The sequence below is a fragment of the Geothrix fuzhouensis genome, assembly GCF_024609325.1.
GTDB classification, from domain to species: domain Bacteria; phylum Acidobacteriota; class Holophagae; order Holophagales; family Holophagaceae; genus Geothrix; species Geothrix fuzhouensis.
Map to the genome: position 1 here is coordinate 316,748 of NZ_JANHMQ010000001.1, position 25,794 is coordinate 342,541.

General features: G+C 65.9%; 26 protein-coding genes. 14 read left to right on the forward strand and 12 right to left on the reverse strand.

Annotated elements, in window-relative coordinates:
• Positions 1 to 22: 22 nt before the first annotated feature.
• The 4 genes from hemL (at position 23) to NOV74_RS01495 (ending at position 4,359) form a co-directional block, all read left to right on the forward strand.
• Complete coding sequence (hemL, locus tag NOV74_RS01480) at positions 23 to 1,279, forward strand: glutamate-1-semialdehyde 2,1-aminomutase (RefSeq protein ID WP_257308660.1); 1,257 nt, start codon at positions 23 to 25, stop codon at positions 1,277 to 1,279.
• A gap of 71 nt (positions 1,280 to 1,350) precedes the next feature.
• On the forward strand, positions 1,351 to 2,340 hold the full coding sequence (gene hemE / locus NOV74_RS01485) for a uroporphyrinogen decarboxylase (RefSeq protein ID WP_257308662.1): 990 nt from the start codon (positions 1,351 to 1,353) through the stop codon (positions 2,338 to 2,340).
• Entirely contained in the window at positions 2,337 to 3,707 is a 1,371-nt protein-coding gene (gene hemN / locus NOV74_RS01490) for an oxygen-independent coproporphyrinogen III oxidase (RefSeq protein ID WP_257308664.1), read from the forward strand. Before hemE ends, hemN begins: the two co-directional genes overlap by 4 nt.
• A 145-nt stretch (positions 3,708 to 3,852) precedes the next feature.
• The gene (locus NOV74_RS01495) at positions 3,853 to 4,359 is read left to right on the forward strand and encodes a dual specificity protein phosphatase family protein (protein WP_257308665.1); all 507 of its coding nucleotides are present in this window, start codon (positions 3,853 to 3,855) and stop codon (positions 4,357 to 4,359) included.
• 16 nt (positions 4,360 to 4,375) lie between these two features.
• Here the strand turns inward: NOV74_RS01495 and NOV74_RS01500 are convergent, their stop codons facing one another.
• Positions 4,376 to 6,202, reverse strand: a complete 1,827-nt coding sequence (locus NOV74_RS01500) for an AMP-dependent synthetase/ligase (protein ID WP_257308666.1) — start codon at positions 6,200 to 6,202, stop codon at positions 4,376 to 4,378.
• 33 nt (positions 6,203 to 6,235) lie between these two features.
• Between NOV74_RS01500 and NOV74_RS01505 the strand changes: the two genes are divergently transcribed.
• Both NOV74_RS01505 and NOV74_RS01510 read left to right on the forward strand, forming a co-directional pair.
• Positions 6,236 to 7,156: a tyrosine-type recombinase/integrase gene (locus tag NOV74_RS01505; protein WP_257308667.1), complete on the forward strand. Its 921-nt coding sequence runs from the start codon at positions 6,236 to 6,238 to the stop codon at positions 7,154 to 7,156.
• A gap of 10 nt (positions 7,157 to 7,166) precedes the next feature.
• Positions 7,167 to 7,853, forward strand: coding sequence for a fumarylacetoacetate hydrolase family protein (locus tag NOV74_RS01510; RefSeq protein ID WP_257308669.1), 687 nt, complete (start codon positions 7,167 to 7,169; stop codon positions 7,851 to 7,853).
• An 18-nt stretch (positions 7,854 to 7,871) separates the two neighbouring features.
• On the opposite strand, the gene NOV74_RS01515 is transcribed toward NOV74_RS01510, so the two are convergent.
• Positions 7,872 to 8,690: a DUF4388 domain-containing protein gene (locus NOV74_RS01515; protein ID WP_257308670.1), complete on the reverse strand. Its 819-nt coding sequence runs from the start codon at positions 8,688 to 8,690 to the stop codon at positions 7,872 to 7,874.
• Complete coding sequence (locus tag NOV74_RS01520) at positions 8,687 to 9,415, reverse strand: pyridoxine 5'-phosphate synthase (RefSeq protein ID WP_257308671.1); 729 nt, start codon at positions 9,413 to 9,415, stop codon at positions 8,687 to 8,689. The genes NOV74_RS01515 and NOV74_RS01520 overlap by 4 nt, the downstream gene beginning before the upstream one ends.
• A gap of 117 nt (positions 9,416 to 9,532) precedes the next feature.
• On the opposite strand from NOV74_RS01520, the gene NOV74_RS01525 reads away from it, so the two are divergent.
• Positions 9,533 to 10,315 carry a DODA-type extradiol aromatic ring-opening family dioxygenase gene (locus NOV74_RS01525; RefSeq protein ID WP_257308672.1) on the forward strand — a complete coding sequence of 261 codons (783 nt, stop codon included), beginning with the start codon at positions 9,533 to 9,535 and terminating at the stop codon, positions 10,313 to 10,315.
• A 15-nt stretch (positions 10,316 to 10,330) separates the two neighbouring features.
• On the opposite strand, the gene NOV74_RS01530 is transcribed toward NOV74_RS01525, so the two are convergent.
• The 7 genes from NOV74_RS01530 to NOV74_RS01560 form a co-directional block, all read right to left on the reverse strand.
• Entirely contained in the window at positions 10,331 to 11,461 is a 1,131-nt protein-coding gene (locus NOV74_RS01530; RefSeq protein WP_257308673.1) for an ABC transporter permease, read from the reverse strand.
• Between the two features lie 10 nt (positions 11,462 to 11,471).
• Entirely contained in the window at positions 11,472 to 12,614 is a 1,143-nt protein-coding gene (locus tag NOV74_RS01535; RefSeq protein WP_257308674.1) for an ABC transporter permease, read from the reverse strand.
• Positions 12,611 to 13,585, reverse strand: a complete 975-nt coding sequence (locus tag NOV74_RS01540) for an ABC transporter ATP-binding protein (RefSeq protein ID WP_257308675.1) — start codon at positions 13,583 to 13,585, stop codon at positions 12,611 to 12,613. Before NOV74_RS01540 ends, NOV74_RS01535 begins: the two co-directional genes overlap by 4 nt.
• A complete protein-coding gene (locus tag NOV74_RS01545) occupies positions 13,582 to 14,502 on the reverse strand; it encodes an ABC transporter ATP-binding protein (RefSeq protein ID WP_257310545.1) in 921 nt (306 codons plus the stop codon). The genes NOV74_RS01540 and NOV74_RS01545 overlap by 4 nt, the downstream gene beginning before the upstream one ends.
• Complete coding sequence (locus tag NOV74_RS01550; RefSeq protein ID WP_257308676.1) at positions 14,502 to 15,494, reverse strand: HlyD family secretion protein; 993 nt, start codon at positions 15,492 to 15,494, stop codon at positions 14,502 to 14,504. The genes NOV74_RS01545 and NOV74_RS01550 overlap by 1 nt, the downstream gene beginning before the upstream one ends.
• A complete protein-coding gene (locus NOV74_RS01555) occupies positions 15,491 to 16,156 on the reverse strand; it encodes a TetR/AcrR family transcriptional regulator (RefSeq protein ID WP_257308677.1) in 666 nt (221 codons plus the stop codon). The genes NOV74_RS01550 and NOV74_RS01555 overlap by 4 nt, the downstream gene beginning before the upstream one ends.
• Positions 16,157 to 16,337: 181 nt before the next feature.
• The gene (locus NOV74_RS01560; RefSeq protein ID WP_243315126.1) at positions 16,338 to 16,622 is read right to left on the reverse strand and encodes a DNA-directed RNA polymerase subunit omega; all 285 of its coding nucleotides are present in this window, start codon (positions 16,620 to 16,622) and stop codon (positions 16,338 to 16,340) included.
• Positions 16,623 to 16,709: 87 nt separating this feature from the next.
• Between NOV74_RS01560 and coaBC the strand changes: the two genes are divergently transcribed.
• Positions 16,710 to 17,918, forward strand: coding sequence for a bifunctional phosphopantothenoylcysteine decarboxylase/phosphopantothenate--cysteine ligase CoaBC (gene coaBC, locus NOV74_RS01565; RefSeq protein WP_257308678.1), 1,209 nt, complete (start codon positions 16,710 to 16,712; stop codon positions 17,916 to 17,918).
• Positions 17,919 to 17,934: 16 nt separating this feature from the next.
• Here the strand turns inward: coaBC and NOV74_RS01570 are convergent, their stop codons facing one another.
• Positions 17,935 to 18,378 carry a hypothetical protein gene (locus tag NOV74_RS01570; RefSeq protein ID WP_257308679.1) on the reverse strand — a complete coding sequence of 148 codons (444 nt, stop codon included), beginning with the start codon at positions 18,376 to 18,378 and terminating at the stop codon, positions 17,935 to 17,937.
• Positions 18,379 to 18,412: 34 nt separating this feature from the next.
• Here NOV74_RS01570 and NOV74_RS01575 point away from each other — a divergent pair, with 34 nt between their 5' ends.
• Entirely contained in the window at positions 18,413 to 19,906 is a 1,494-nt protein-coding gene (locus tag NOV74_RS01575; protein ID WP_257308680.1) for an acetyl-CoA carboxylase biotin carboxylase subunit, read from the forward strand.
• A 10-nt stretch (positions 19,907 to 19,916) separates the two neighbouring features.
• Positions 19,917 to 20,441 carry an acyl-CoA carboxylase biotin carboxyl carrier protein subunit gene (locus NOV74_RS15275; RefSeq protein ID WP_306672256.1) on the forward strand — a complete coding sequence of 175 codons (525 nt, stop codon included), beginning with the start codon at positions 19,917 to 19,919 and terminating at the stop codon, positions 20,439 to 20,441.
• Between the two features lie 217 nt (positions 20,442 to 20,658).
• Here NOV74_RS15275 and NOV74_RS01585 read toward each other — a convergent pair whose 3' ends face one another.
• Complete coding sequence (locus NOV74_RS01585) at positions 20,659 to 20,850, reverse strand: hypothetical protein (RefSeq protein WP_257308681.1); 192 nt, start codon at positions 20,848 to 20,850, stop codon at positions 20,659 to 20,661.
• Here NOV74_RS01585 and NOV74_RS01590 point away from each other — a divergent pair.
• The 4 genes from NOV74_RS01590 to lspA all read left to right on the forward strand — a co-directional run bounded on the left by NOV74_RS01590 (position 20,849) and on the right by lspA (position 25,789).
• On the forward strand, positions 20,849 to 21,937 hold the full coding sequence (locus tag NOV74_RS01590) for an OmpA family protein (RefSeq protein WP_257308683.1): 1,089 nt from the start codon (positions 20,849 to 20,851) through the stop codon (positions 21,935 to 21,937). The genes NOV74_RS01585 and NOV74_RS01590 overlap by 2 nt on opposite strands.
• A gap of 56 nt (positions 21,938 to 21,993) precedes the next feature.
• Positions 21,994 to 22,377 (forward strand): large conductance mechanosensitive channel protein MscL, encoded by a 384-nt coding sequence (gene mscL, locus NOV74_RS01595; RefSeq protein ID WP_257308684.1) that lies wholly within the window; start codon positions 21,994 to 21,996, stop codon positions 22,375 to 22,377.
• Positions 22,378 to 22,508: 131 nt separating this feature from the next.
• Positions 22,509 to 25,301 carry an isoleucine--tRNA ligase gene (gene ileS, locus NOV74_RS01600; RefSeq protein WP_257308685.1) on the forward strand — a complete coding sequence of 931 codons (2,793 nt, stop codon included), beginning with the start codon at positions 22,509 to 22,511 and terminating at the stop codon, positions 25,299 to 25,301.
• The gene (gene lspA / locus NOV74_RS01605; protein WP_257308686.1) at positions 25,298 to 25,789 is read left to right on the forward strand and encodes a signal peptidase II; all 492 of its coding nucleotides are present in this window, start codon (positions 25,298 to 25,300) and stop codon (positions 25,787 to 25,789) included. Before ileS ends, lspA begins: the two co-directional genes overlap by 4 nt.
• The last annotated feature ends 5 nt before the right edge of the window (positions 25,790 to 25,794 follow it).

Consider the following 25,794-nt stretch of genomic DNA (forward strand, 5'->3'; position numbering starts at 1 on the left):
GGTTAATCCCTTAGAGGTTTTCATGAGTAACGACACCTTGTTCCAAGAGGCCCTGACGCACTTCCCCGGTGGCGTCTCCAGCCCGGTGCGGGCGTTCCGGGCCGTGGGCGGCACACCGAAGTTCTTCAAGAAGGCCAGCGGCGCCTGGTTCGAGGACGAGGACGGCCAGCGCTTCCTCGACCTCTGCATGTCCTGGGGACCGCTGATCCTGGGCCACGCCCATCCCGACATCCTGGCGGCCGTGACCGAGTCCATGCAGGAGGGGCTCACCTTCGGCGCCCCCAGCCGCCGCGAGCTGGCCCTGGCCCGGAAGATCAAGGAGATGGTGCCATTCGTGGAGAAGATGCGCTTCGTGTCCTCGGGCACGGAAGCCGTCATGTCCGCGCTGCGGGCCGCCCGCGGCTTCACGGGCCGGGATCGCATCCTGAAGTTCGAGGGCTGCTATCACGGCCACAGCGATGGCCTGCTGGTGAAGGCCGGCTCTGGCCTCATCACCTTCGGCGCTCCCACCAGCGCGGGCGTGCCCAAGGGCATTGCCGAGCTGACCTCCGTGGTCACCCTCGATGACCTGGAGACCCTGGAGCGCACCTTCGCCGAGATCGGCAATGAGCTGGCTGCAGCCATCATCGAGCCCATCCCCGCCAACAACGGTCTGCTGCTCCAGCGCCCCGAGTTCCTCAAGCGTCTGCGCGAACTTTGCACAAAGCACGGCGTGGTCCTCATCTTCGACGAGGTCATCAGCGGCTTCCGCGTGGCCCCCGGCGGCGCGGCGGAGCGCCTGGGCATCACGCCCGACCTGGCGACCTACGGCAAGATCATCGGCGGCGGCATGCCCGTCGGCCTTTACGGTGGCCGCAAGGACATCATGGGCGTCGTCGCGCCGGACGGCCCGGTCTACCAGGCGGGCACGCTGTCGGGGAATCCCGTGGCCATGGCCGCGGGCCTCGCCACCATGGAGAAGCTGACCCCGGCCTTCTACGCCGCATTGGAAGCCAACGCCGCGAAGTGGGCCGCGGCCTTCGAGACCATTCCGGGTCTCCACTGCCCCCGCTACGGCAGCCTGCTGTGGCCGCTGTTCCAGGATGGCGTGCGTCGCAGTGACGCAGTGAAGGGCGAGGCCATCAGTACCTTCAACCGCCTGCACAAGGCGCTGCTGGGCCAGGGCGTCTACCTGCCGCCCAGCGGCTATGAAGTGGCCTTCCTCGGCGCCGCACATGGCGAACCCGAATTGGCCCACTTCAAGCAGGCCGTGGCTGCCGTGGCCAAGGACTTCGCCTGATTTCCGAAGGTTCAGCCCACTTCCCTGCGCGCCTTCCCTGGTTTCTGTGATGACATGTTTTTGGTGATGTGATGACTCAGCCCCTCCTCCGCGTCCTGAATGGCGAAACCCTCGACAAGCCCCCGGTGTGGTTCATGCGCCAGGCCGGGCGGTTCCTACCGGAGTACCGCGAGGTGCGGGCCAAGGTCACGTTCGAACAGCTGCTCAATGACTCGGACCTGGCCGCGGAGGTGACGCTCCAGCCCATCCGCCGGTTTCCGCAGATCGACGGTGCCATCATCTTCAGCGACATCCTGGTGATCCTGGACGCCCTGGGCTGCGAGGTGACGATTCCCGAGGGCGGGCCGCGCATCGGCAAGACGCTGGACCAGATCGACATCAACCGCCCTCTGGACGAAAAGGTCTTCGAGCCCGTCTGCAACGCCATCCGCAAGGTGAAAGCGAATCTGCCGCCCAAGGTGACCATGCTGGGATTCGCGGGCGCCCCCTGGACCCTGCTGGCCTACGGCATCGAAGGCAAGGGCAGCAAGAGCTGGTCGAAGGCCAAGGCCTTCATCCACCAGAATCCGGTGCTGGCCCAGAAGTGGATGGACAAGCTGGCGGACGCCGCTGCCCGCCTGCTGAACCTGCACATCGAGGCCGGTGCCCAGGGCGTGCAGCTCTTCGACACCTGGGCCGGTGAGTTGGACGCCGATGACTACGCGACCTTCGCCCTGCCTTCCGTGGAGCGCACGCTATCCCAGGTGACGGTCGCCCCTACGCTGTTCTTCGCCCGCACTGGCTACCTGCCGGATTCGTTGAACAACCTGCCCTGCAAGGGGCTGGCCGTGCCCTGGCAGGTCCCCATCAGCGAGGCCCGCCGCCGCTTCCCGAAGATGGTGCTCCAGGGCAACCTGGATCCCATTGCGCTGCTTGCCGGGGCGGATACCGCCAAACGGAAGGCCCGCGCCATCGTGGACGCCATGAAGGGCCACCCCCACATCTTCAACCTCGGCCACGGGCTGGTGCCCGAGACCGATCCCGCCGTGGTGGCAGCCGTCCTTGACGAGGTGAAGGCATGAACCAGCTCGCCGATCTCATCCGCCGCTACGACCGGCCTGGCCCGCGCTACACGGGCTACCCCATGCCTCCGGTCTGGTCCGACGACTTCCCGGAGCCCGAGGTCCTCTCAGCCCTGGAGCGCGCCAATGCCCGCCAGGACGAGGCGCTGTCGCTCTACCTCCACATTCCCTTCTGTCCCCGTCGCTGCGCTTATTGCGGCTGCAACGTGGTGGTGAGCCCCCAGTACGACCCCGTGGAGGCCTACCTGGCCGCGGTGACCAAGGAACTGGACCTGGTCTGCTCCCGCCTGCCGGACCGTCGCAAGGCGCTTCAGCTCCATTGGGGTGGCGGCACGCCGACGTATCTGAAAGCGGCCGACCTCAAGCGCACGTTCAATCTGTTCAAGGAGCGCTTCGAGTTCCAGCCCGGCGCCGAGATCGCCATCGAGGTCGATCCCACCTTCCTGGAGCCCGATCAGCTGCCGGCCCTCCGTGAGCTGGGCTTCAATCGCGTGTCCTTCGGCGTGCAGGATCTGGACGAGAACGTGCAGGCGCTCATCACTCGCGGCCAGACCTGGGCCCACACCCTGACGGCCATGAAGCAGTGCCGGGACCTGGGCTTCGAAGGCGTGAACCTGGACCTGGTCTACGGGCTGCCGGGCCAGACCATGGACACCTTCCGCCGCACGCTGGAATCCACCCTGGAGCTGTCGCCGGATCGCATGGCCATCTACGGCTTCGCGTACCTGCCCAGCATCATGCCTTTCCAGCGGAGCATCCCCGAGGAGACCCTGCCTACCCCGGACCTGCGCCTGGATCTGCTGCTGCTGGCCTCGGACATCCTGGAAAAGGCCGGCTACGTCGCCATCGGCATGGACCACTTCGCCCACCCGGACGATCCCATGGCCAAGGCCGTGCTTGAGGGCAAGCTCATCCGCAACTTCATGGGCTACGCCGTGAAGGCGGGCACGGACCTGGTGGGCTTCGGCCCCAGTGCCATCTCCAACGTGGCCGGGGTGTATGCCCAGAACGAGAAGATCCTCGCCAAGTGGGAGCGCAGCATCACGGACGGTCACCTGGCGGTCCACAAGGGCCACCGCCTATCCGAGGACGACGAGCTGCGCCGCTGGGTGATCCACCACCTCATGGGGCACTTCGAGCTGAAGTGGACCGACCTGAAGGAGCGGTTCGGCGTAGATGGGCCCGTCCTCTTCGCCGACGCGGTCACCGAGCTCCAGGCGGAGGTGCCCCAGGGCACCGTGGACCTGCGTCCCGAAGGCATCTTCATCACGGATCTGGGACGGCGGTTCGTCCGCAACCTGGTGCAGCCTTTCGATGCCTATCTGGCCAAGCTCAGTGCCAAAACGCCTTTTTCCAGGACAGTGTGACGCCTGGCATTGAATAGCTGACCCAAAGGCCTACATTAAGAACTGTGGAGACCCGCCCGCCCGGGCCTTGGCTCCGCAGCCGAAGGCCTCTCCGGTGGTCTCCGCGAACCAGCCTGGATTGCCAGGCGTTGTCGCGGAGGATTCCATGTATCGGACTCTGTTCCTGCTGCTCCCGGCCCTCGTGCTCCAGGCTGAGGAATCGGCGATACCGAACGCCGTGGAGGTGCGTTCGGGCGTCTTCGTCCTGAAAGGCTCACCGAGTCCCGCGACTTGCGCGGCCATGAAGAAGGAGCACATCACCCACGTCATCGACCTCCGCCGGGACGACGAGCCTGACCTGGACTGCCAGTCTGAATCCTCCCGCCTGCAGGAACTGGGGATTCACTACATGCGGTACGCCATCAGCAAGACACCCCCTGCCTCGGATTTCGATTTTCTGAGGTCCGTGCTGCGGGACCTGCCGAAGGGCTCGAAGGTGGTCGTCCACTGCAACAACGGCAACCGCGCAGCCGCAGCCGTGTGTCCCTGGCTGGTTATCGAGAAGGGGATGCCTGTCTCCGAAGCCATGCGGATCGCTGCTGAGGCTGGGATGAAGCTCCCGGAGACGCAAGAGGCCGTGCGGCGTTACTTGGCCAAACAAGGCCGCACCTGAGCGTTGGTCCGCAGGATCAGGCCTTGGGCTCCTGGTACATCGACTCGATCTGCTTGGCGTACATCTGATTGACGACGCGACGCTTCACCTTCAATGAAGGCGTCAGCTGGCCACCCTCAAGGGTCATCTCCTCGGGGAGGAGGACCATCTTCTTGATGCGCTCGTAGTGCGACAGGCGCTCGTTGATGCGTTCGACGCGGCTGCCGATCTTGGCGAATACCAGGGGGTTTCGGATGAGGTCGGCGTGGTTCTTGAAGGCGATCTTCTTGTAGCCGGCCCAGCGGACAAGGCTGTCGAAGTTCGGCACGATGAGGACACTGATGAAGTTCCGCTGGTCGCCAATGAGCACGGCCTGGGAAATGTACTTGTCCACCTTGAGCAGGTTCTCGATGGGCTGGGGAGCCACCTTCTTGCCGCCGCTGGTGACGATGAGTTCCTTCTTGCGGTCCGTGATGTAGAGGCGCCCTTGATCATCAAAATGACCGATGTCGCCGGTGTGGAAATAGCCGTCCGCGTCGATGGCCTCCCGGGTGGCTGTCTCGTTGTTCCAGTAGCCAATCATGACGTTCGGGCCCTGGCAGAGGATTTCGCCATCCTCCGCGATCTTCACGAAGGGCTTGTCATTCCATTCCGTGTACAGCGGGCGTCCCACGCAGCCGGGCATGACCTCGCCCAGGCGGTTCACGGTGATGACTGGGCTGGTTTCAGTGAGGCCGTAGCCTTCGAGGATGGGCAGCCCGAGGATCCAGAAGAATTCCATGATCTTGCCACCCAGGGGTGCGCCCCCGCTGATGGCGATCTTCATCCGGCCGCCGGTGCGCTGGCGGATCTTTTCGAAGACGACGGCCTTCGCGGTGCGGTACCACATGCCCTTCCATGAGGGCGGTTCTTCCCCCTTCAACAAATAGGGGACCGCCTGCCGACCAGCCAGCATGGCCCAGTGGAAGATCAGGCGCTTGAGGAAGCCGCCTGCGGACACGGTGTCGTAGATCTTCGCGAAGATCTTCTCGTAGATACGGGGGACCGAGGCCATGAGCGTGGGCCGGACCTCCAGCATGTCGGCCGCGACAGTGGCGACACTCTCGGCGTAGTAGATCGAGGCACCCGCGTGGAACCACAGGAAATGGCCCGCCATGCGCTCGAGGACGTGCGTAAGTGGGAGGAAGCTCAGGGCCCGCTCGTTCTCTCCGATGTTGGTCACCGTGGCCCTGGCCGCGAGGACGTTGGACACGAGGTTGCCATGGGTGAGCATGGCGCCCTTGGGATCGCCCGTGGTGCCCGACGTGTAGATCAAGGTGAGGAGGTCGGAGGCTTTCCGCTGCTCGCCCCAGGTGCGTACCTCGGGACGGCGGGCCTCCATGGCTTCCCCTTCGCGCAGCAGGTCCGACCAAAGGAGCAGGGTCCTGTTCGTGCCCGTGGGAAGGTCGCCGTCCATCAACACTGCGGCTTCGAGATCCGGCAGTTCCTCCCAGCGCTCGAGCACCTTGTCCAGCTGGCCGCGATCAGAGCAGATCGCCCATCGCGACTGGCTGTCGCGGAGGATGTAAGCCGCCTGCTCGCTGTTCAGCGTTGCGTAGATGGTGACATCCGGAATGCCCTGGATGGCGCAGGCGAAATCGGCGATGGCCCATTCCGGGCGGTTCTCGGACATGAAGGCCACCCGGTCACCGGGCTTGAGTCCGCGCGCCGCCATGGCCAGCGCCAGCCGCTCCACCATGGCCACCAGCTCCGCGTGGGAGATGGGCACATAGACCCCGTTCCGTTTCGACGCCAGGGCGTCCGGGAGGTTTCTTTCCGCTGCCGCATAGAAAAGCTGGGCAATGGTCTCGATGGGCTGCGCCACAATGACTCCGAAACACTTGGGGATGTGGGGACCATGGTAACAGGGGAAGGCGCAGCACTGCTGGCGGAAGGCATCCAAGCCTTCCACCTGGAGCAGCGCGCGCGCGGTGTGTCTCCGCATACGGCGCGTGCGCAGCGAGGCGACCTGGAAAAACTCCTGGACCATGCCGTACGTTGTCTCTGGGTAGGTTGGGATGTCAGCCCCCGCACCTTGCGCGGCTTTGCGCTGGAACTGGGCGATCGCGGCCTGGATCCCGCCAGCCAGGCCCGCGTCCTCTCTACGGCGCGCACCTTCTTCCGCTGGCTGTGGGAGACCCGGCGCCTTCCGAAAAATCCCGCGTCTGGCCTGCGGAATCCGAAGCAGCCCAAGCGTCTGCCCGCCTTTCTCACGGAGGGCGAGAGCCAGGCCTTGCTGGATCTTCCACCGGCCGTGGACTTTCCCTCCGCTCGCCTGGCCTGCCTGCTGGAGCTGCTCTACGCCTCGGGCCTGCGCGTCTCGGAATTGGTGGGCCTCGATCTTCAGGACCTGCTGGTGGCTGAGCGTGCTCTGCGAGTGCTGGGCAAAGGGCGCAAGGAGCGGCTGGTTCCCTACCACGCGCAGGCCGCCGGCATCCTGGATGCCTACCTCGGGTTAAGATCCGCGTTCCTCGCCCAGAAGGAGCTGCCGCCGAGTCCGGCCCTCTTCCTCAACCAACGAGGCGGCCGGCTCACGCCCACAAGCGTGCGTGCGCTCTTGCGATCCGCGTTGGAGGCGGCGGCGGTGCGCTCGCGGATCAGTCCGCACGCGCTGCGGCATAGCTTCGCCACCCACCTGCTGAACCGCGGCATGGACCTGCGCGCCATCCAGGAACTGCTGGGCCATGCGAGCCTGAGCACCACCCAGCGCTACACTCATCTGGGCCTCGAAGAGCTGGCCCGCACCTACGAAAAGGCCCACCCCAGGGCGAAAGGCTAGGAGTTCCGTCATGGCATTCGTCATCCCCGCACCGCACGTTGCGGCCCTTCCCATCGTGGATTCCGACGCCCAGTTCCCCATCCGGAGGGTTCATTGCGTGGGGAAGAACTACGCGGACCACGTCCGGGAGATGGGCGGAGATCCGGAGCGGAATCCCCCCTTCTTTTTCGGGAAGCCCTCGGATGCCGTGGTGCCGCTCGGCGGCGAGATCGCCTATCCGCCCATGACCTCGAACCTGCACCACGAGGTGGAACTGGTGGTGGCCCTGGGCAGCGGCGGGCGGGACATCCCCGCGGGGAAGGCTCTGGACTGCGTCTATGGCTATGCCGTGGGCATCGACCTCACCCGCCGGGACCTCCAGGCCAAGTACAAGGACAAGGGCCAGCCCTGGGAGATGGCCAAGGGCTTCGACCAGTCGGCGCCCGTGTCGGCGGTGATGCCGGCCTCGCGGTGCGGCCATCCGGTTGCTGGCGCCATCTGGCTATCGGTGGACGGCGTCGACCGGCAGCGCGGCGATCTGGCGCAGATGACCTGGAACGTGGCCGAAGTGATCGCCCACCTGTCGGCCTACGTGGCCCTGGCACCCGGCGATCTCATCTTCACCGGCACGCCCGCTGGTGTGGGGGCGCTGGTCCGCGGGGCCCGGGTACGCTGCGGCATCGAGGGTATTGGCGAACTGGAGATCGTCCTGGTCTGATCCGGGGTCCGATTCCCTTCAGGGGGCGGGCCGCACCTTCACATGGGCGCCTTCGGACAGCCCCCAGGCCTGCATGAGCTCTCGGGGGATGCCGACATGCTTCTCGGGGAGGTCGGACAGGAACTCGACTCGCTCGACGGCGGGCCCCTTGGGCCAGATGACCCGCAGATTGTCGATGCCATGGCGGTAGGGGCCGAGCACGGTCCACCAACCCTCAATGGCCTTGGGCAGCCCCAGGTGATCGGCCTTCTTGAAGAGACCGGTCTTCAGTTCTGCGACGGTGACATGGGCGTCCGGTTCCAGCACCTCGAGTCGGCCCGCCTCCTTGAGCAGGGAGGCCGCCTGAAGCACAGCGACATCGTTCTGTCCCGTGGCGGCCATGATCTCCTGGAAATTGCGATAGCCGTCGAAGAAGGGCATGATCCGGCGGTCCTCGGCGTAGACCTTGATGCCTTCCAGGAGCTGGGGCGGACGCATGGTGGGCCAGGGCACCGCGGTCAGTCTGGGGAAGATTCCATGGAGGCGCCTCCGGCTGTCCTGGAGGCGCGCGGAATCCATGAGCAGGTCCTGCACCGTGCGGCGGATCGAAGCGGGGACCTGGATCTGGGTGGCGAGAAACTCGAAGTGGCCGGCGACCCACTCAAGGATCTCGAAGGCAGCGGTCTCGCCTCGAGCCGAAACAGTCTCGGCGTGAATTACCTCGCCACTCGAAAGGTAGAGAACACCGCTCGTCTTCCCAGAGGTCACCTGGAGCATGCCCGTTTTCCGGTTGACGTGCAGGAGCTGGAGCACATCGGTAAGGGCAATGCTCTCCAAGGTACCGCGGAGATTACTCAAGGTCTGGCCTCCGCCATGGCCGCCAGCATCTCCTCCACTGAACGTTCCAACCCCACGAGGACGGCCCGTCCGATGAGACTGTGGCCGATGTTCAACTCCTCGATTTCAGAAATAGCGGCGATGGGCCCCACATTCTGAAGGTTCAGACCGTGGCCAGCCAGGAGGCGCAAGCCCAGGCGGCTGCCCAGGCGGGCGGCGTCGCGAATCCGGCCCAGCTCAAGGGTGGCGTCGGAATCCATGGGCAGATCGCTGTAAGTCCCCGTGTTCAGTTCCACAGCGTCGGCCTCTAGTTTGGCGGCCATCTTCACTTGATCCAGCACCGGGTCCACGAACAGGCTCACGCGGATATCAGCGCTGCGGAGCTCCCGAATGACGGGACGCAGCATGCCTTGAAGGAAGATGGCGTCCAGGCCACCCTGGGTGGTGAGTTCCTCCCGGCTTTCGGGCACCAGGGTCACCCAGGAGGGGCGGAAGGGGACAATGGCCTCAAGGGCCTCGGGTGTGGCGGCGCATTCCACATTCAAGGGGATCGCCAGGACCTCCTTCAGTACGCGCAGGTCCCGGTCCTGAATGTGTCGGCGGTCGCTTCGGAGATGGACCGTAATGCCTTGGGCGCCGGCACTCTGCGCCAGCAGAGCTGCGGCCACGGGCTCGGGCTCATGACCCCCCCGGGCCTGCCGGAGGGTAGCCACATGATCGATGTTCACACCAAGCCTGAGGTTCAATGAGGGCTCCAGTAGCTGATCTCCCTTAGCTTACCCTCCAATCGGTTGGGAAGAAGCAGGGGGTAAGTTTCGAAAAAAGAAGTTGAAACACATAAATTTTGGAACCATCCTTGTTCCATGGCCAGGTTCTCTCTTCTCCCCACGTTGTTTCTCGCTCACGGCTCACCCATGCTCGCTTTGGAGGGCGGGCCCTGGGGCGATGCAGTGGCCGCCCTCGGCCGCGAACTGCCCAAACCGCGGGGCATTCTGGTCTGTTCCGCCCACTGGGAGGCTGAAGGTCCGTTCCGCCTCTCTTCGGCCGAGATTCCGGGAGTCATGCACGACTTCGGAGGCTTTCCCGAAGCCCTCTACACCCTGAACTACCCCGCGCCCGGAGCGCCGGGCTTGGCCGCTGAGGCGGCGGGTCTTCTCGGTGCCGCGGGACTGGAGGCTCGGCTGGATGATCAGCGCCCGCTCGACCACGGGGCCTGGGTGCCCCTGCGCTATCTGTTTCCGGAGGCGGACGTGCCCGTGGTGCAGTTGTCGCTCCCGCGGGCACGGACACCGGAACTGCTGTTGGCCGCAGGCCGCGCCCTGGCGCCCATGCGCCAGTCTGGTGTGCTGATCCTGGGCAGTGGGGGCGTGGTGCATAACCTCCGTCGCCTGGTCTGGCAGGACGCCTCCGGGCCGGAGCCCTGGGCCCTGGCCTTCCAGACCTGGGTGCGGGAGCGCCTGGCGGCCGGGGACACCGCCGGTCTCGCAGATTGGCGGAACGCCCCCGGCGCGGCGGAGTCCGTACCCACCTCGGAACACCTGGATCCGCTCTTCGTGGCGCTGGGCGCCGCCCAAGCCGTTCCCGAGCCGATCTTCGAAGGCTGGCAGCTGGGCAGCCTCAGCCTGGAGAGCTACCAGTTCGCTTGAAACTTCCAAGAAGGCTCAGCCCATGGTCTTCCTGAAGCGCCCGGCCGCGAGCAGCAGCATGAGGGTTCCGAGGGCGGTCAGGGCCAGCATCTGGGGCCAGAGCACCTCCAGACCCAGCCCCTTCAGGAACACGCCCCGGATGATCACGAGGTAGTACCGCAGGGGATTCAGGTAGGTGAGCAGCTGCACCACCTTGGGCATGTTGGCGATGGGATAGACGAAGCCCGAGAGCATGAAGGCCGGCAGCATGAAGAAGAACGCCGTCATCATGGCCTGCTGCTGGGTGGAACTCACGGTGGAGATGAACAAGCCCACGCCGAGGGTGCTCAGCAGGTACAGGCCCGTGCCGAGGAACAGGACCGGCGGGAAGCCGAGCATGGGCACCTTGAACCAGAAAACGGTGATGAGGGCGATGAGGGCGACGTCGGCGAAGCCGATGACCGCGAAGGGGATGGTCTTGCCCAGGATGAACTCCAGCCGCCCGATGGGCGTGACCATGATCTGCTCCATGGTGCCCACCTCCCGCTCCCGCACGATGGACATGCTGGAGAGGATGATCGAGAGCACCGCCACGAGCATGGCCAGGACCCCCGGCACGAAGTAGTTGCGGCTGTCCAGGTTGGCATTGAACCAGGCGCGGGTGGCCAGGGTGACGGGTTCCGCGTCCAGGCGCACACCGGCCGAGCGGGCGAAGCGCTGCTCCAGGAGTGACCGGTTGAAGTCGCCCGAGATCCTGGCGGCGTACGTAAGCGCCACGCTGGCGGTGTTCGAGTCCGATCCATCCAGAAGGAACTGGGCCTGGGCGGTGCCGCCCCCGGACAGGGCCTCGGCGAAACCCCGGTTGAGCCGCAGCACGGCCTTGGCTTCTCCCGAATCCAGGACCTTCTGGATCCCCGGCTCCGAGGTGATCCGCCGGACGACATCGAAGCACCCCGAGCCCTCGAAGCGGGCGATGAGATCGCGGGTGGCTGGCGTGCGGTCCAGGTCGTAGACGGCCATGGGCACATGGCGCACGTCCGTGTTCACCGCGTAGCCGATGATGATGATCTGGGCCACGGGCATGACGAACAAGACGGCCCGCATCCTCGGATTCCGGAGGACCTGGATGAACTCCTTGACTAGCATGTGGTAGAGGCGTTCGAACATGGATTGGTTCCTAGGCCAGGCGCTTCTTGAAGGTGCGGACGGCGGCGAGGAGCATCAGGGCGCCGAAGGCGACCATCAGCAGGCACTCAGGCCACAGCTGCGCGAGGCCGGTCCCCTTGAGGTAGAGGCCTCGCAGGAAGGCCACGAAATAGCGGGCGGGGATGAGGTAGGTCACCACCTGCAGGGCCCTGGGCATGTTGCCGATGTCGAACATGAAGCCCGAGAGCAGGAAGGCCGGGAGGAAGGTCGCCACGAAGGCGAACTGGCTGGCCAGGAGCTGGGTCTTGGCCTTGGCGCTGATGAGGATGCCCAGGGAGAGTGCGCCCACCAGATAGACCGCGGAAACGCCGAACAGGAGCAGCAGGCTGCCCCGGATGGGCACGTCGAACAGGAAGCGCCCGGCCAGCACGGAAAGCAACATATCCACCATGCCGATGGCGAAGTAGGGCGCGAGCTTGCCCAGGATCAGCTCGCTTCCGCGAAGCGGGGTGGAGATGAGCTGCTCCATGGTGCCCGTCTCCCACTCCCGCGCCACCGTGAGTGAGGTGAGCAGCGCGGCGATGAGCATCATGATCACGGCGATGAGCCCGGGCACGATGAAGATCCGGGATTCCATGTCCGTGTTGAACCAGGCCCGGAAGCGCAGGTCCAGGGGCAGGGCGGGGGGCCGGCCCGTCAGCTGCCGTGCCTTCTCCACCAGAATCTCCTGGGAGTAGTTCCGCACGATGGCGTCGGCATAGGAGATGGCCAGGGTCGTGGTGTTGGCGTCGCTGCCATCGGTCAGCACCTGCACCTGGACCTTCCGGCCGGAGGCGACCCGCCGCCCGAATTCGACAGGGAGCACCAGCGCCATCATCGTCTGACCCCGAGCGAGGGTATCCTCCACCTCTCCGTACGAGCCTGGCCGCGCCACGACGGAGAAGTACCGCGACCCCTCGAAGCGGCTCACCAGCTCCCGGCTCTGGGGCGTGCGGCTCTGGTCCCAGACGGCCAGGGGCACGCGGTCCAGGTCCATGGTCAGGGCGTACCCGAAGATCATCAGCATGATCATGGGCAGCACGATGGCGATGCCCAGAGCGCGCGGATCCCGGAGGACGTGGATGAACTCCTTGCGCGCCACGGCGACGAGGCGGCGGAAGTTGAGGCCGCTCATGCCTTGAACTCCTTCTGCGCGCCGTCGGCGCGGTCCCGGGCCTCGATGAGGGAGACGAAGACGTCCTCCAGGGAGGGCGTGATGCGCTCCACGGCCCCCACCTGGAAACCGGCTGCTTCGAGGGCCTGACGGAGGCGGGGCGCGAGGGCTTCGGCGTCTTCCGTCATGAGGTGGATGTCCCGCCCAAACAGGGCCGCATCCCGGACGCCGTCCACGGTCGCGGCCACGCCCAGGGCCTCGTGGGAGCGGTCGCAGGAGACGCGCAACACCTGGTCGGTCATGAGGCCGCCCTTCATCTCGCCCGGCGTCCCCAGGGCCACGAGCTCACCCCGGTAGATGAGGCCGAGGCGGTCGCAGTACTCGGCCTCCTCCATGTAGTGTGTCGTGACGAAGACCGTCACCCCCTCGCCGGCCAGTTGGTAGATGAGGTCCCAGAAGGACCGCCGACTCAGGGGGTCCACGCCCGAGGTGGGCTCGTCCAGGAAGAGCACCCGGGGCTCGTGGAGCAGGGCGCAGCCCAGGGACAGGCGCTGCTTCCAGCCGCCGGGCAGCAGGCCCGTCAAGGTGCGGCGATGCTCCTGGAGGTGGGCCATGTCCAGGACCCAGGTCTTCCGCTCGGCCTTCTTTTCCTTGGACACCCGGTAGATGCCGCTGAAGAAGTCGATGTTCTCCTCCACGGTGAGGTCGTCGTACAGGCTGAACTTCTGGCTCATGTAGCCGATGCTGCGCTTGATCTCCTCCCGCTGGGTGCGGATGTCGAGGCCCGCGACCGTGCCTTGGCCGCCGGAGGGCTCCAGGAGCCCGCAGAGCATCCGGATGGTGGTGGACTTGCCGGCGCCGTTGGGCCCGAGAAAGCCGAAGATCTCGCCTTGGCGCACGTCGAGGCTGATGCGGTTGACGGCCACGAAGTCCCCGAACCGCCGTTCCAGGTCCCGCAGCGTGACGGCGAACCTGCCCGGCGCGGCGTTCATGCGGCACCGCTGGGCAGGGCTGAGGTGAAGATGTCCTCCAGGGTGGGTTCGATCACGTCCACGGCATGGCAGGCGAGTCCCTCCGTGCGCAGGATCGCCTCCACGGCGGCGCGCCCGCGATCCGCATCATCGGCCAGGACATGGACGCGGTCGCCGAAGAGAGCCACACTGCCGACCTTTCCGGCGCGCAGGAGGACCGCAGCCCGACGGGGGGACTCGCACTGGACCTCCAGGAGCGCGCCCTTCAGCAGGCCCTTCACGCCGTCCACGGTGTCACAGGCCATGAGTCTACCCTGGTGGAGCAGGCCGATCCGGTTGCAGCGCTCCGCCTCGTCCAGGTAGGCCGTGGAGACGAAGATCGTCACGCGCTCCTGCTGGAGCTGGTAGAGGATGCGCCAGAAATCCCGGCGGGAGACCGGGTCGACCCCGTTCGTCGGTTCGTCCAGGAAGAGCACCCGGGGCGTGTGGATGAGGGCGCAGGCTAGCCCGAGCTTCTGCTTCATGCCCCCGGAGAGGTTGCCCGCCAAGCGGCGCCGGAAGGGGGTGAGGTTGCTGAAGGCCAGCAGCCGCTCCAGGCGTTCGCTCCGGCCGGCCTTCGGGACATCATAGAGCTCGGCGTAGAAATCGATGTTCTCCTGCACGGTGAGGTCCGGGTACAGGCCGAACCGCTGGGCCATGTAGCCGATGCGGTCCTTGATGGCCTCTGCGTCCCGCACGGCGTGCAGTCCGTCGACCCACGCCTCGCCCGAGCTGGGCTCGAGGATCCCGGTCAGCAGGCGCATGGTGGTGGTCTTGCCTGCGCCGTCCGGCCCGACGAGCCCGAAGATCTCCCCTTCTTCCACGGCTAGGGTCAGCTGCTCGAGGGCCACGAGTTCGCCGAAGCGGCGCGTGAGCGCCTGGGTCCGAACGGTCTCCATCACCGGACGTCCAGGGTGATCTCGGCGTCCACGGGCATGCCGGGCTTGAGCTCCATGGCCGGGTTGGGGATATCGATCTTGATGCGGTAGACCAGCTTCGTGCGCTCCTTGCGGGTCTGGACGGTCTTGGGCGTGAACTCCGCCTCGGAGGCGATGAAGGCCACACGGCCCTCGTAGCGCTTCCCGGGGAAGGAGTCGGAGGTGACGAACGCCTTCTGGCCCACCTTCACGCGGCCCAGGTCCGTTTCTTCCACGTAGGCGCGCAGCCAGACCTGGCTGAGATCCGCCATCGTCACGACCGCCGTGCCCGGCGAGACGTACTCCATGGGCTCGATGTTCTTGGAGAGGATCACCCCCGCGCTCGGAGCCGTGAGGGTGGCGTAGCCCAGCTGGGTCTGCGCCAGGGCCAGGGCCTGCTGGGCCTGGTCGTAGCGCGCGCGGGCCTGGTCGATGTCTTCCTTCCGGGGGCCCTTCCGCACCAGGGCATACTGCTGGTCAGCCTGTTGGACCTTGCCCCGGGCGGCCTCAAGGGAGGCCCGGCTGGCCTCGTAGTCGCGCACCGAGAGGATGCCCTTCTGCTGAAGGTCCCGGATGCGGGCCTCGTCGGGCTCCAGCCGGCGGAGGTCGGCCTGGGCCTGCTCTAGCGCGGCCTTGGACGCGGCGATCTCCTCCTTGCGGGATCCCGCCAGCATGGCGTCCAGGGCTGCCCTGGCCGTCGCGGCATCCGCTCGGCGCATGGCCACCTGCTGCTCCAGGTCCCGGGCGTCGAGCCGGGCCAGGAGCTGACCTGCCTGGACGACCTGGCCCTCATCCACGGGGCGCTCGATCACTTTCCCCGCCACCCGGAAGCTGGCCTCCACCTGGATGACTTCAATGTTGCCCGAGAGCTTGAGGCGGTCGGCCTGATGGCTCCCGCAGCCGGTGGCCAGGAAGGCCGCTCCGCCGAGCAGAATCATCATGGCGATGGGAAGATGCCGGTCAGTCGGTCTCATGGACGGGTCTCCTTGATGGCGGGCGTGTCAACCGTGAGCTCGGGCAGGGGCGGCAGGGGGGCGAGCGGATCCCGGGCGATGCCCCGCCAGTACAGGTCGAACCAGACATGCAATCCGGTCTCCACGGCCTGGTCATGGGGCAATCCCATGAGACGGGGCAGCACGGTGGGCAGCAGGTCGAGGATCTCGAGGTGCATCCTCGCGAGAAAGAAGGTGCCCAGCAGGGTATGGAGGTCCGCTCGCAGGTCTCCCCGGGCGACGCCCTGGTCGAGGATGCTCCGGATGGCCATCACGATGGGGCGGATTCGTGCCTCGATGAGGTCCGAGAGCCCCTCGGCGCCACGCACGATCTCGCCCCGGATGAGGGACCGGATCGCCGGGTCGGCCTTGAGGTGCCGGTGGTAGATCCGGACGACCTCCCAGAGCCTGAGGGCGGTGGGGCGCGGATCATCGGCCGCCGCCACCACCTCGAGCTCCTGGAGGATGGGAGGGAAGCGACGGGCCAGCAGGGCGGTGAACATGGCCTCCTTGCTGTCGAAGTGGTAGTAGATCAGGGCCGGGTCGCAGCCGGCCTGCTTGGCGATGGCGCGCAGGCTGGCCGCCCGGAGGCCATCCCGGGCAAAAACCTCCTGGGCCGCATCCAGGATCCGGTCCGGGTCCATCCGAATGGGTTTGGGTCCGCGGGGGCGAGGGGCATGGGGCATAGGGGTCCAATTCAACGAATGTTGAATGATGGGACTCACGGCCGGAGTCTGGCAAGGGTTATTTCATCATGCGTGGAAATTCAGGTGGTACATGATCAGGCCCCCGGGAACCCAGGGGCCTGATCGCCGGCTCTGTCGCCTATTCGCCGGAGATGGGGACCACCGTCGTGTCCTCGATGGTGATGATCTCGGGCTCCTCGAAGGCGATGCGGTTCTCCTCAACCTCGGCCATGGCCACCTGCCCCCAGAATGAAGCGAGCTTGGGTGCATCCTGGGCCTGCCCGTGCTTGTTCACGGGAACGACCACCTCGACCTTGGGGAAGGCCCCGCGCTGGAGCTGATCGCAGCGCTTGCCCGCCACGACGACGAAGCGGTACTTGTTGGCGATTTCTTCTGGAACACGGACGATGGTGCGTTGGGTCATGGGCCACTCCGAACCAGGAAGCATAACACCTGCCAGGCCTTCAAGCAATGCGGCTGGAGTAGGATGAGGGCTCCAGGAGTCCCCCCGATGCAGATCCTCCTCGGCATCCCCGGCGGCATCGCCGCCTACAAGTCCGCCGATCTGGCCCGGTTGCTGGCCAACCAGGGCCACCGGGTCCGCTGCATTCTCACCGAGGCAGGCGCACGGTTCATCACCCCCCTCACCCTCAGCAGCCTGACCGCCGAACCCTGCTATGGAGCCAACCCCGACCAAGGCGAGTGGCGCGCGAACCCGAGCATCGAACACATCGAGCTGGCCCGCTGGGCGGAGCTGGTGGCGGTGGTGCCCGCCACGGCCGACATCATCGGGAAAGCCGCCAACGGCTTGGCCTCGGATCTGCTCAGCACCGTGCTGCTGGCGACCCGGGCGCCGATCCTGTGGGCCCCGGCCATGAACACCGGGATGTGGGCGCACCCGGCCGTCCAGGCCAACCTCGCCCGGTTGCGCTCCTTCGACCACGCGGTGGTGGATCCCGATGACGGCATCCTGGCCTGCGGGGAAGAAGGTTCGGGCAAGCTCGCGCAGGTGGCTTCCATCGCCGAAGCCATCCTGATGCATGGCACGCCGAAGCTCCGGGGTCTGGCGGGACGCCGGGTGCTCCTCACGGCGGGGCCCACCCGCGAGGACCTGGATCCGGTTCGCACCCTCACCAACCGGAGCACCGGCACCATGGGCATCGAGCTGGCCCGGGCCTTCCGTGATGCGGGTGCCGAGGTGCAATTGGTGCTGGGAGGCGAGCTTCCGGCGCCCTGGGGGGTGGAGACAGTCCGCGTCCGCAGCGCCCAGGAGATGCTGGCCGCCTGTGAGGCCCGGTGGGCTGGGGCCGATGGCCTGGTGGGGGCGGCAGCGGTGGCCGATCAGCGGCCCGAGCTTGTGGCTCCGGAGAAGGTCAAGAAAGGCGACGGGCCCGAAACCCTGATCCTGGTCCGCACCCCGGATATTCTCGCCACGCTCTCCGCTGTCCGGCGACCCGGCCAGTGGATCCTGGGCTTCGCCGCTGAAAGCCAGGACCATCTGGCCCATGCCGCGGCCAAGCTGCAAAAGAAGGGCCTGGATGCGGTCCTGGTGAACGACATCCAGGACGGCCGGGCTTTCGGAGCCCAGGTCAACACCCTGACGCCGGTCACGGCCCAGGGTCCTCAGGCCGCCATCGGACCCCTGCCCAAGGCCGAACTGGCCCGGGCCGTCGTGGAATGGTGGGGCCACCGGCTCGAGGCCCAGAAGAACGGCCAGTAGCCAAGCCCCTCCCTCCTCAGAGTGCTGGATCCAGCCAGGGGAGCACCTCGCTGGGCCGCCCTGGCACTTCGCCCAGACGCACAGCCACGACGACGATCCAGCCCGGGGGCCGCTGCAGGGACTTCAGATCCATGATGAGCGACTCGCCGGGCCCCGGCAGGTCCGGGCGGCGGCGCTCCAGCACCACCTCGCCCCGGGTGAAGACCTCTTCGGAGGTGGGCTTCGTGAGGCCCAGGGGCAGGTAAAGCACCCGCAGGGACTCGACGCCCGCCAGGGGGATCCCGTTCACGTCTGTGGAGGGCAGCACCAGCCGGACCTTCCGCAGCCCTTCCAGGCGGGCCTCCATGGCCTGGGCGGCCGCCCGGGGTCGCGGGACGGGGTCGCCCTTCCGCCCGCAGTGGACTGCCAGGAAGCTGAGCGTGATGGCGAACAGCGGGTTTGCTAGTCTGAGGGATCGCATCGCCATCCATCATGCCCGATTCCGAGGTCCAACCATGACCGTGACCAAGATCCTGATTGCGAACCGCGGGGAAATTGCAGTTCGTGTGATCCGCACCTGCCGCGAAATGGGCATCCCCACCGTGGCGGTGTACTCGGAAGCCGATCGAGGGGCCCTGCACGTCCGCATGGCGGATGAGGCCTACTGCATTGGCCCGGCCGCGGCCCGGGAGAGCTACCTGGTGCTCGAGAAGATCCTGGACGTCTGCAAGCGCAGCGGCGCTGACGCGGTCCACCCGGGCTACGGTTTCCTATCTGAGAACGCAGGAGCGGCACGGGCTTTCGCGGCCGCGGGCATCACCTTCATCGGGCCGCGACCCGAATCCATCGAGAGCATGGGCTCCAAGACCGCCGCCCGAGTCGTCGCCCTGCAAGCGGGCTGCCCCGTGGTGCCGGGCATCCAGGAAACCATGGCCGACGAAGAACTGCTCGTGGCCTCCCAGAAGATCGGCTTCCCGGTGATGCTCAAAGCCGCCATGGGCGGTGGTGGCAAGGGCATGCGGCTGGTGCACAAGGCCGAGGAATTCACCTCCTCCCTGGCCCGGGCCCGGGGCGAGGCCTTGTCGTCCTTCGGCGACGACAGCGTGTACGTGGAGAAGGCCATCCTCCAGCCACGCCATATCGAGATCCAGATCTTTGGGGATACTCACGGCAATCATGTCTACCTACACGAACGGGAATGTTCCGTGCAGCGCCGCCACCAGAAGGTGATCGAGGAGGCCCCCAGCCCTCACGTGACGCCTGAGATGCGCAAGGCCATGGGCGAGGCGGCCTTGAAGGTGGCCAAGGCCGTGGACTATGTGGGTGCGGGCACCGTCGAGTTCCTGGCGGACGCCGACCGCAACTTCTATTTCCTGGAATTGAACACCCGCCTGCAGGTGGAACATCCCGTCACGGAATGGATCACGGGTCTCGACCTGGTGAAGTGGCAGATCCTCGTGGCCCAGGGCGAGAAGCTGCCCATGAGCCAAGAGGAGATCCCCCTGAATGGCTGGGCCATCGAGTGCCGCGTCTATGCGGAAGATCCCGACAAGAATTTCATGCCCAGTCCCGGGAAGATCACCTTCCTGCGCACGCCAAGCGGGCGCAACGTGCGTGACGACGGCGGCGTCTACGAAGGCGCGGAAGTTCCCATGTTCTACGACCCGATGATCAGCAAGCTGAGCACCTGGGGCCCCACGCGCCTGGAGGCCATCGAGCGCATGCGCGCGGCCCTGGGCGAGTACCGCATCGGGGGCATCCGCCACAACATCGCCTTCCACGAAGCGCTGATGGAGCACGAGCCCTTCCGCGAGGGAGCACTGCACACGGGCATGCTCGACAAGCCCTTCTGGAAGAAGAAGCAGCAGGGCCCCGACCTGAAATTCGCGGTGGCCGCCGCATTGCTGCATGAGCTTGAAACCGAACAGCGCCGGGCCGCCCAGCCTGCCGCCAGCGCCGATGGGAAACCCGATGCCTGGAGGCATTGGGGCCGGTTCAACCGGTTGTAGGGAGGATCAGATGAAACGCACCCTTCTCATCGGCAAGGACTCCCACGAGGTGGAACTCCTCCGCCAGGACGGCGCCACCACGCTGGTCTGGGAGGGGCAGAGCCACCCCATCGACATCCTCGAGTTGGAACCCGGCTGCTACTCGATCCTTCTGGATGGCCGCTCGGTGGAGGTTCGCCTGGACCAGGCCAAGTCACCGGATCCGGAGGCGCACGCCTACCGTGCCATGCTCTACGACGGTGCCTACGAGTTCGCCCTGGTGGATCCTCGGAGAGCCCTGCTGGCCGGTGCCGGCGGTGCGGGGGCCGGGGGTGGCCTACTGTTGTCACCCATGCCCGGCAAGATCGTGAAGCTGCTCGTGAAACCGGGCGACGCCGTCCAGGAAGGCCAAACCCTCCTCGTGATGGAAGCCATGAAGATGCAGAACGAGTTGAAGACTAGCACCACTGGAACCGTGGCGACCGTGCATGTGCAAGAGGGCGCCACCGTGGAGACGGGGGCAGCGCTCATCACAGTTGTGGCGCCCGAGGCCTGAAGGGGAGGCCTTGCGTATCGCCGCAGGCGATACCAAGAGGATGCAGAACGAGTTGAAGACCAGCACCACCGGAACCGTGGCGACCGTGCATGTGCAAGGGCGCCACCGTGGAGACGGGGGCGGCGGGCATGCCTGTTGTGCCAAAGAATCTGAGGGTAGGGACCTGGCTCTACCGAAGGTCAATATGTGATGCTAAGGACTCAAATCCGTATGAGATTCAAGGCAGATTTGGCCGACGCAGGCGCGGGATGAATGATTGAATCATCGGTTTATTCACATAGGCAGACGATACTCCGTTGGTTCTAGGTAACAGCATAAAAAATGAAGTAGGGTCTTTTTTTGTTGAAGCAATATGCGGTTCGGGACTAACTTGTGGCGTGATGTTAATCACAATCAGCGGAGGCAGCATGAAAAAAACGCTCCTATTCCTACTGGCGGGGTCGGCGATCACCCTATCCGCCCAGGAGGGCCAGGCCTGGGTAATGGGCCATGTCGGCCAGACCGTTTTCGAGAATGACGCCAACCTAAAGGACAAGCTGCACTACGGAATTGGTGTGGGGCACTGGTACACCAACCGGTGGGGCCTCGATCTGCGCGCCCTGCAGAACGACCTGCAGCTTGACCCCAACCCCTTCGGGATCGGCTCGGCCAAGCAGACGCATCTGCTGGCCTCGGGCCTCTTCAACTTCCGTCCCGGCGCGGAGAACTGGTATCCCTACCTGGCCGCTGGCATTGGCGGCACCAATGTCGAATCCCCCTACTCCGGCAAGAGCGACGCCACCACCCGCCTCAACTTCCACGGCGGTTTCGGCGTCATGGGGAAACTGGCCGAGCACTTCATGCTCGATTTGAGCGCGAAGGCGGTCCGGGTGGAACTGCCTGAGTCCCGCACCGAGTATCTGGCCACGCTGGGCCTCGGGTACACCTGGGGCGGCGCCAGGAAGGCTGCGCCCGTACCGCCACCTCCTCCTCCAACTCCCGAGCCAGCGCCGGCACCCGAGCCAGTCGCTCCGCCGCCGCCCCCCCCGCCTCCGCCGGCTCCTGCGCCGCCGAAGGAAGTGGCCAAGCCTGTGCCGCCGCCGCCAGCCAAGATCGTCCTAGACGAAGCCGTGCTGCACTTTGCGAATGGCAAGGCGGATCTGGGTCCTGCGGCCACCACCGCCATCCAGAAGGTGGCTGATAGCCTCAAGAGCTACCCCGGCGACTACACCCTGGAAGTCAGTGGCCACACCTCTTCCACGGGCAGCAAGGCCGTGAACAAGGCCTTGTCCAAGCGCCGGGCTGACGCCGTGGCCAAGGTCCTGATCGACTCTGGCATCCCCGCTGCCAAGGTCACGACGGTGGGTGTGGGCCCTGACAAGCCCATCGCCGACAACAAGACCAAGGAAGGCCAAGCCAAGAACCGCCGCGTCGAGATCGACGTGAAGGTGAAGGACGGCAAGGCCGAGGTGCGGCAGATCACCACGGACACCGTGGACGCGGCCCCCAAGAAGTAGCTGATGAAGGGCGGGGGCCTTCATTGCCTCCGCCCTATTTATCCCGGAGCAACGCCATGTCCATGAGAGACGAATTCAAGGCCTTCATCATGAAGGGCAATGTAGTCGACTTGGCCATTGCCGTGGTCGTGGGCAGCGCCTTCGGCAAGATCATCACCGCCTTTGTGGATGGCATCGTGATGCCCCTGGTGACCATCGTTCTCCCCGCCAACATTAAATGGGAGGAATGGGTCCTGGGCAAGTTCCGCATCGGTGCGGTGCTCGGCGCCACCGTGAACTTCCTGATCATCGCCCTCGTGATCTTCCTCGTGTTGATCAAGTTCCTGGGCAAGTTTGTGAAGAAGGAAGTCGCCGCCCCCACCACCAAGGAGTGTCCCGCCTGCCTGGAGCAGGTGCCCCTCAAGGCAACCCGCTGCAAGTACTGTACGAGCCAGCTCTAGAGACGCCATGAGGAACGGAAAGGGCCCGGGTTCCGGGCCCTTTCTCTTGTGAAGACAGGCCCTTCCGTGCTGAACTGAAAGTTCAACCTCAGGGGCGCTCGGGTGCGCTCCTCCGACGCACGAGGGCGCCGATGAGCGAGCAAGCTCCGGTCAAAAAATACACTGTCTTCCTCCCGAAGACCGATTTCCCCATGAAGGCCGACCTGCCGCAGCGCGAGCCTAAGCGCTTGGAGCGCTGGAAGGCTGAAAACCTTTACGCCCGCATCGAGGCGAAGCGCAAGGCCGACAACGCGGCCGGAAAGGGCAGGGGGCGCGAGGTGCTGCACGATGGCCCGCCTTATGCCAACGGCGCCATCCACATGGGTCACGCCCTCAACAAGATCCTCAAGGATGTGGTGGTGAAGTCCCGCTGGATGGAGGGCTACGAGTCCCCCTACGTGCCGGGCTGGGACTGCCACGGTCTGCCCATCGAGCACGCGGTGGAAAAGGATCTGGGGCCCAAGCGCCGCGAGCTGAGCCGCGCCGAGTTCCTCCAGAAGTGCCGCGCCTACGCCCAGAAGTGGATCGACACTCAGCGCACAGCGTTCCAGCGCCTGGGTGTGCTGGGGGCCTGGGAACAGCCCTACGTCACCATGGATCCCCGATACGAAGCTGAAACGGTGCGCCATCTGGCCAAGCTCTTCGAGAGCGGCTCCGTCACCCGCAAGCTGAAGGTGGTGCATTGGAGCTACGGCGCCCGCACGGCCCTGGCCGAAGCCGAGGTCGAGTACGCCGACAGGACCAGCCCCGCCATCACGGTGGCCTTCCCGGTGACAGATGCCGCGGCGAAGCACATGGAACTACCGAGGCCCCTGTTCCTCCCCATCTGGACCACCACGCCCTGGACGTTGCCCAGCAACCTGGCCGTGGCCATGCATCCGGACCTGGAGTACGCCGTGGTCCGTGCGGACGGACGCCACTACATCGTGGCCGTGACTCTGCGGGAAGACTTCGCGAAGAAGCTCGGCCTGCCACTTCACACCGTGGAGATCCGCAAGGGGAAGGAGTTTCAGACCCTCGTGGCACGCCACCCCTGGATCGACCGGGACAGCCCGGTGCTGCTCGGCGACTACGTCACTGCCGACGCCGGCACGGGCTTGGTGCATACAGCTCCGGACCACGGCGTGGACGACTTCAACCTCGCCCACCACCTGGGTCTGCTGCAGCTGGTGGGGCCCGATGGCAAGTTCCTGCCGGCCGTGAACGATCCCGAGCTGGAGGGGAAGAACATCTTCGAGTGCAATCCCCTGGTGGTGGACAGGCTGCGCCGGATCGGTGCCCTGCTCCACGAGGAGACGCTCACCCACAGCTATCCCCACTGCTGGCGCACCAAGACGCCCATCCTCTTCCGCGCCACCGAGCAGTGGTTCATCACCATGGATTCGGAACTGGCGGGGAATGGCCGCAGCCTGCGGGAGCTTGGCCTCGAGGGCGTGGAGCAGACCCAGTGGGTGCCCGCCCAGGGCCAGAACCGTATCTACGCCATGATCTCCGGCCGCCCCGATTGGTGCATCAGCCGCCAGCGCGCCTGGGGTACCCCCATCACCGTGCTGCGCTGCGAGGCGTGCGGAGAGCCCCTGGTGGCCGACTCGATTTTCGAGAAGGCCGCTGCCGCCATCGAGCAGGGCGGCATCGAAGCCTGGTCCGAGCTGCCCGTCGAGGTTCTGCTGCCCGCCGGAGCCCGGTGCAAGTGTGGATCCACGGCCTTCCAGAAGGAGACGGACATCCTTGATGTCTGGATCGATTCGGGTGTCAGCGCCTCCGTGGTGTGTGCCTCTCATCCGGAACTGAATCGCGAGGATTACAGCCAGTTCATCTACCTGGAGGGCTCAGACCAGCACCGGGGCTGGTTCCACAGCTCGCTGCTGTTCAACCTGGCCGCCACCGGTACCAAGCCTTATAAGCAGGTGGTCACCCACGGTTTCGTTCTGGACGGCAAGGGCCAGAAGATGTCCAAGAGCCTTGGGAACGTCATCACGCCCGAGGAGATCCTCAAGACTCTGGGTGCCGACATCCTGCGCTGGTGGGCCGCCAGCAGTGACTACAGCGAGGACATCCGCATCTCGAAGGAGATTCTCGACCGCGGCGCCGATGCCTACCGCAAGACCCGCAATACCCTGCGCTTTCTCCTGGGGGCCCTGGCGGACTTCGATCCTGCGAAGGATGGGGTGGCGCCTGGAGACTTGGCGCCCCTGGACCGCTGGGTCCTGGACGCCTTCGGCCGCATGGCCCAGGAGGTGCGCGACGCCTATACCCGGTTCGAGTTCCTCCGTGCCACCCAGGCCCTCCTGAGCTTCTGCCAGCTCGAACTCTCGGGCCGGTACTTCGAGATCATCAAGGATCGTCTCTACTGCGATGCTCTCGATTCGCCCCGCCGCCGCAGCTGTCGCCAGGCCTGCTGGGAGCTCGCCAAGGGGCTCTGCACCCTGCTGGCTCCCGTCATGAGCTTCACCGCCGACGAGGCCTGGGAGCAGATCCCGGGTTGCTCCGGCAGTGTGCATGAGCAGCGGTTCCCCGAGGCCAGCAGCATTGCCACTGATCCCAAGTGGGAGAAGCTCTGGGAGGTGCGGGAGGCCGTTCAGGCGGCCATGGAACCCCACCGCGCTGCCAAGACCATCGGCACCAGCCTGGATGCGGCGGTGGAGATCACCTTGAATCAGGCGGAATGGGACCAGTTGGATGGCCTCGGCGAATCCCTGGACGACCTGTTGGTGGTTTCTTCCATCGCTCGAATCGCAGGCTCGAGCGCAGCTGCCGCTCCCATCGTGACGGTCGCCTCCCATCAGGGCACCAAGTGTCCCCGCTGCTGGAACCGCAAAGGCGGACAGGGGAAGGGTGAGGACGCGGCGCTCTGCGCCCGCTGTGCGACGGTGGTGGCCGGGTGAAACGCCTTCTCTGGTTGCTGCTTCCTGCCACCGCCCTCGCCGCGGATATCGGCTCCAAGGCCTGGATTTTGCGGACCCTGGGTGAGGGCGAATCCCTGCCGGTCATCAAGGGATTCTTCTACCTGACCCTGAACTTCAACCGGGGTGCCATCTTCGGCAGCCTGACCTGGTTGCCGGAAGTGGCCCGATTCGCCGTGTTCGGCCTGGCGGGCTTGGCGGCGCTGATCTATTTCGGCCGCCTCTTCCTGGCCAAGGGGACCTCCACCTGGGACCGCGTGGCCCTGGGCCTCATCCTCGGCGGCGCCATGGGCAACGGCCTCGACCGTCTCGTGCGGGGCGCCGTGGTGGACTTCCTGGATTTCATCCTAGGTACCTGGCACTACTGGACCTTCAACGTGGCCGACAGCTTCATCCTCATTGGCGCCGTACTCTACGGCTTGCGGATGCTCCTGGCGCCGAAGGCCGAGCATCGCCCCACGGAAAACTGAGCCGC

Coding starts and splice junctions, on each gene's coding strand:
- NOV74_RS01575 (WP_257308680.1), top strand. CDS start 18,413: ATGACCGTGACCAAGATCCTGATTGCGAACCGCGGGGAAATTGCAGTT.
- NOV74_RS01535 (WP_257308674.1), bottom strand. CDS start 12,614: ATGAGCGGCCTCAACTTCCGCCGCCTCGTCGCCGTGGCGCGCAAGGAG.
- NOV74_RS01525 (WP_257308672.1), top strand. CDS start 9,533: ATGGCCAGGTTCTCTCTTCTCCCCACGTTGTTTCTCGCTCACGGCTCA.
- NOV74_RS01585 (WP_257308681.1), bottom strand. CDS start 20,850: ATGCTGCCTCCGCTGATTGTGATTAACATCACGCCACAAGTTAGTCCC.
- mscL (WP_257308684.1), top strand. CDS start 21,994: ATGTCCATGAGAGACGAATTCAAGGCCTTCATCATGAAGGGCAATGTA.
- hemL (WP_257308660.1), top strand. CDS start 23: ATGAGTAACGACACCTTGTTCCAAGAGGCCCTGACGCACTTCCCCGGT.
- NOV74_RS01545 (WP_257310545.1), bottom strand. CDS start 14,502: ATGGAGACCGTTCGGACCCAGGCGCTCACGCGCCGCTTCGGCGAACTC.
- ileS (WP_257308685.1), top strand. CDS start 22,509: ATGAGCGAGCAAGCTCCGGTCAAAAAATACACTGTCTTCCTCCCGAAG.
- hemE (WP_257308662.1), top strand. CDS start 1,351: ATGACTCAGCCCCTCCTCCGCGTCCTGAATGGCGAAACCCTCGACAAG.
- NOV74_RS01540 (WP_257308675.1), bottom strand. CDS start 13,585: ATGAACGCCGCGCCGGGCAGGTTCGCCGTCACGCTGCGGGACCTGGAA.
- NOV74_RS15275 (WP_306672256.1), top strand. CDS start 19,917: ATGAAACGCACCCTTCTCATCGGCAAGGACTCCCACGAGGTGGAACTC.
- NOV74_RS01555 (WP_257308677.1), bottom strand. CDS start 16,156: ATGGACCCGGACCGGATCCTGGATGCGGCCCAGGAGGTTTTTGCCCGG.
- coaBC (WP_257308678.1), top strand. CDS start 16,710: ATGCAGATCCTCCTCGGCATCCCCGGCGGCATCGCCGCCTACAAGTCC.
- NOV74_RS01560 (WP_243315126.1), bottom strand. CDS start 16,622: ATGACCCAACGCACCATCGTCCGTGTTCCAGAAGAAATCGCCAACAAG.
- NOV74_RS01550 (WP_257308676.1), bottom strand. CDS start 15,494: ATGAGACCGACTGACCGGCATCTTCCCATCGCCATGATGATTCTGCTC.
- NOV74_RS01510 (WP_257308669.1), top strand. CDS start 7,167: ATGGCATTCGTCATCCCCGCACCGCACGTTGCGGCCCTTCCCATCGTG.
- NOV74_RS01530 (WP_257308673.1), bottom strand. CDS start 11,461: ATGTTCGAACGCCTCTACCACATGCTAGTCAAGGAGTTCATCCAGGTC.
- NOV74_RS01495 (WP_257308665.1), top strand. CDS start 3,853: ATGTATCGGACTCTGTTCCTGCTGCTCCCGGCCCTCGTGCTCCAGGCT.
- NOV74_RS01505 (WP_257308667.1), top strand. CDS start 6,236: ATGGTAACAGGGGAAGGCGCAGCACTGCTGGCGGAAGGCATCCAAGCC.
- hemN (WP_257308664.1), top strand. CDS start 2,337: ATGAACCAGCTCGCCGATCTCATCCGCCGCTACGACCGGCCTGGCCCG.
- NOV74_RS01570 (WP_257308679.1), bottom strand. CDS start 18,378: ATGCGATCCCTCAGACTAGCAAACCCGCTGTTCGCCATCACGCTCAGC.
- NOV74_RS01590 (WP_257308683.1), top strand. CDS start 20,849: ATGAAAAAAACGCTCCTATTCCTACTGGCGGGGTCGGCGATCACCCTA.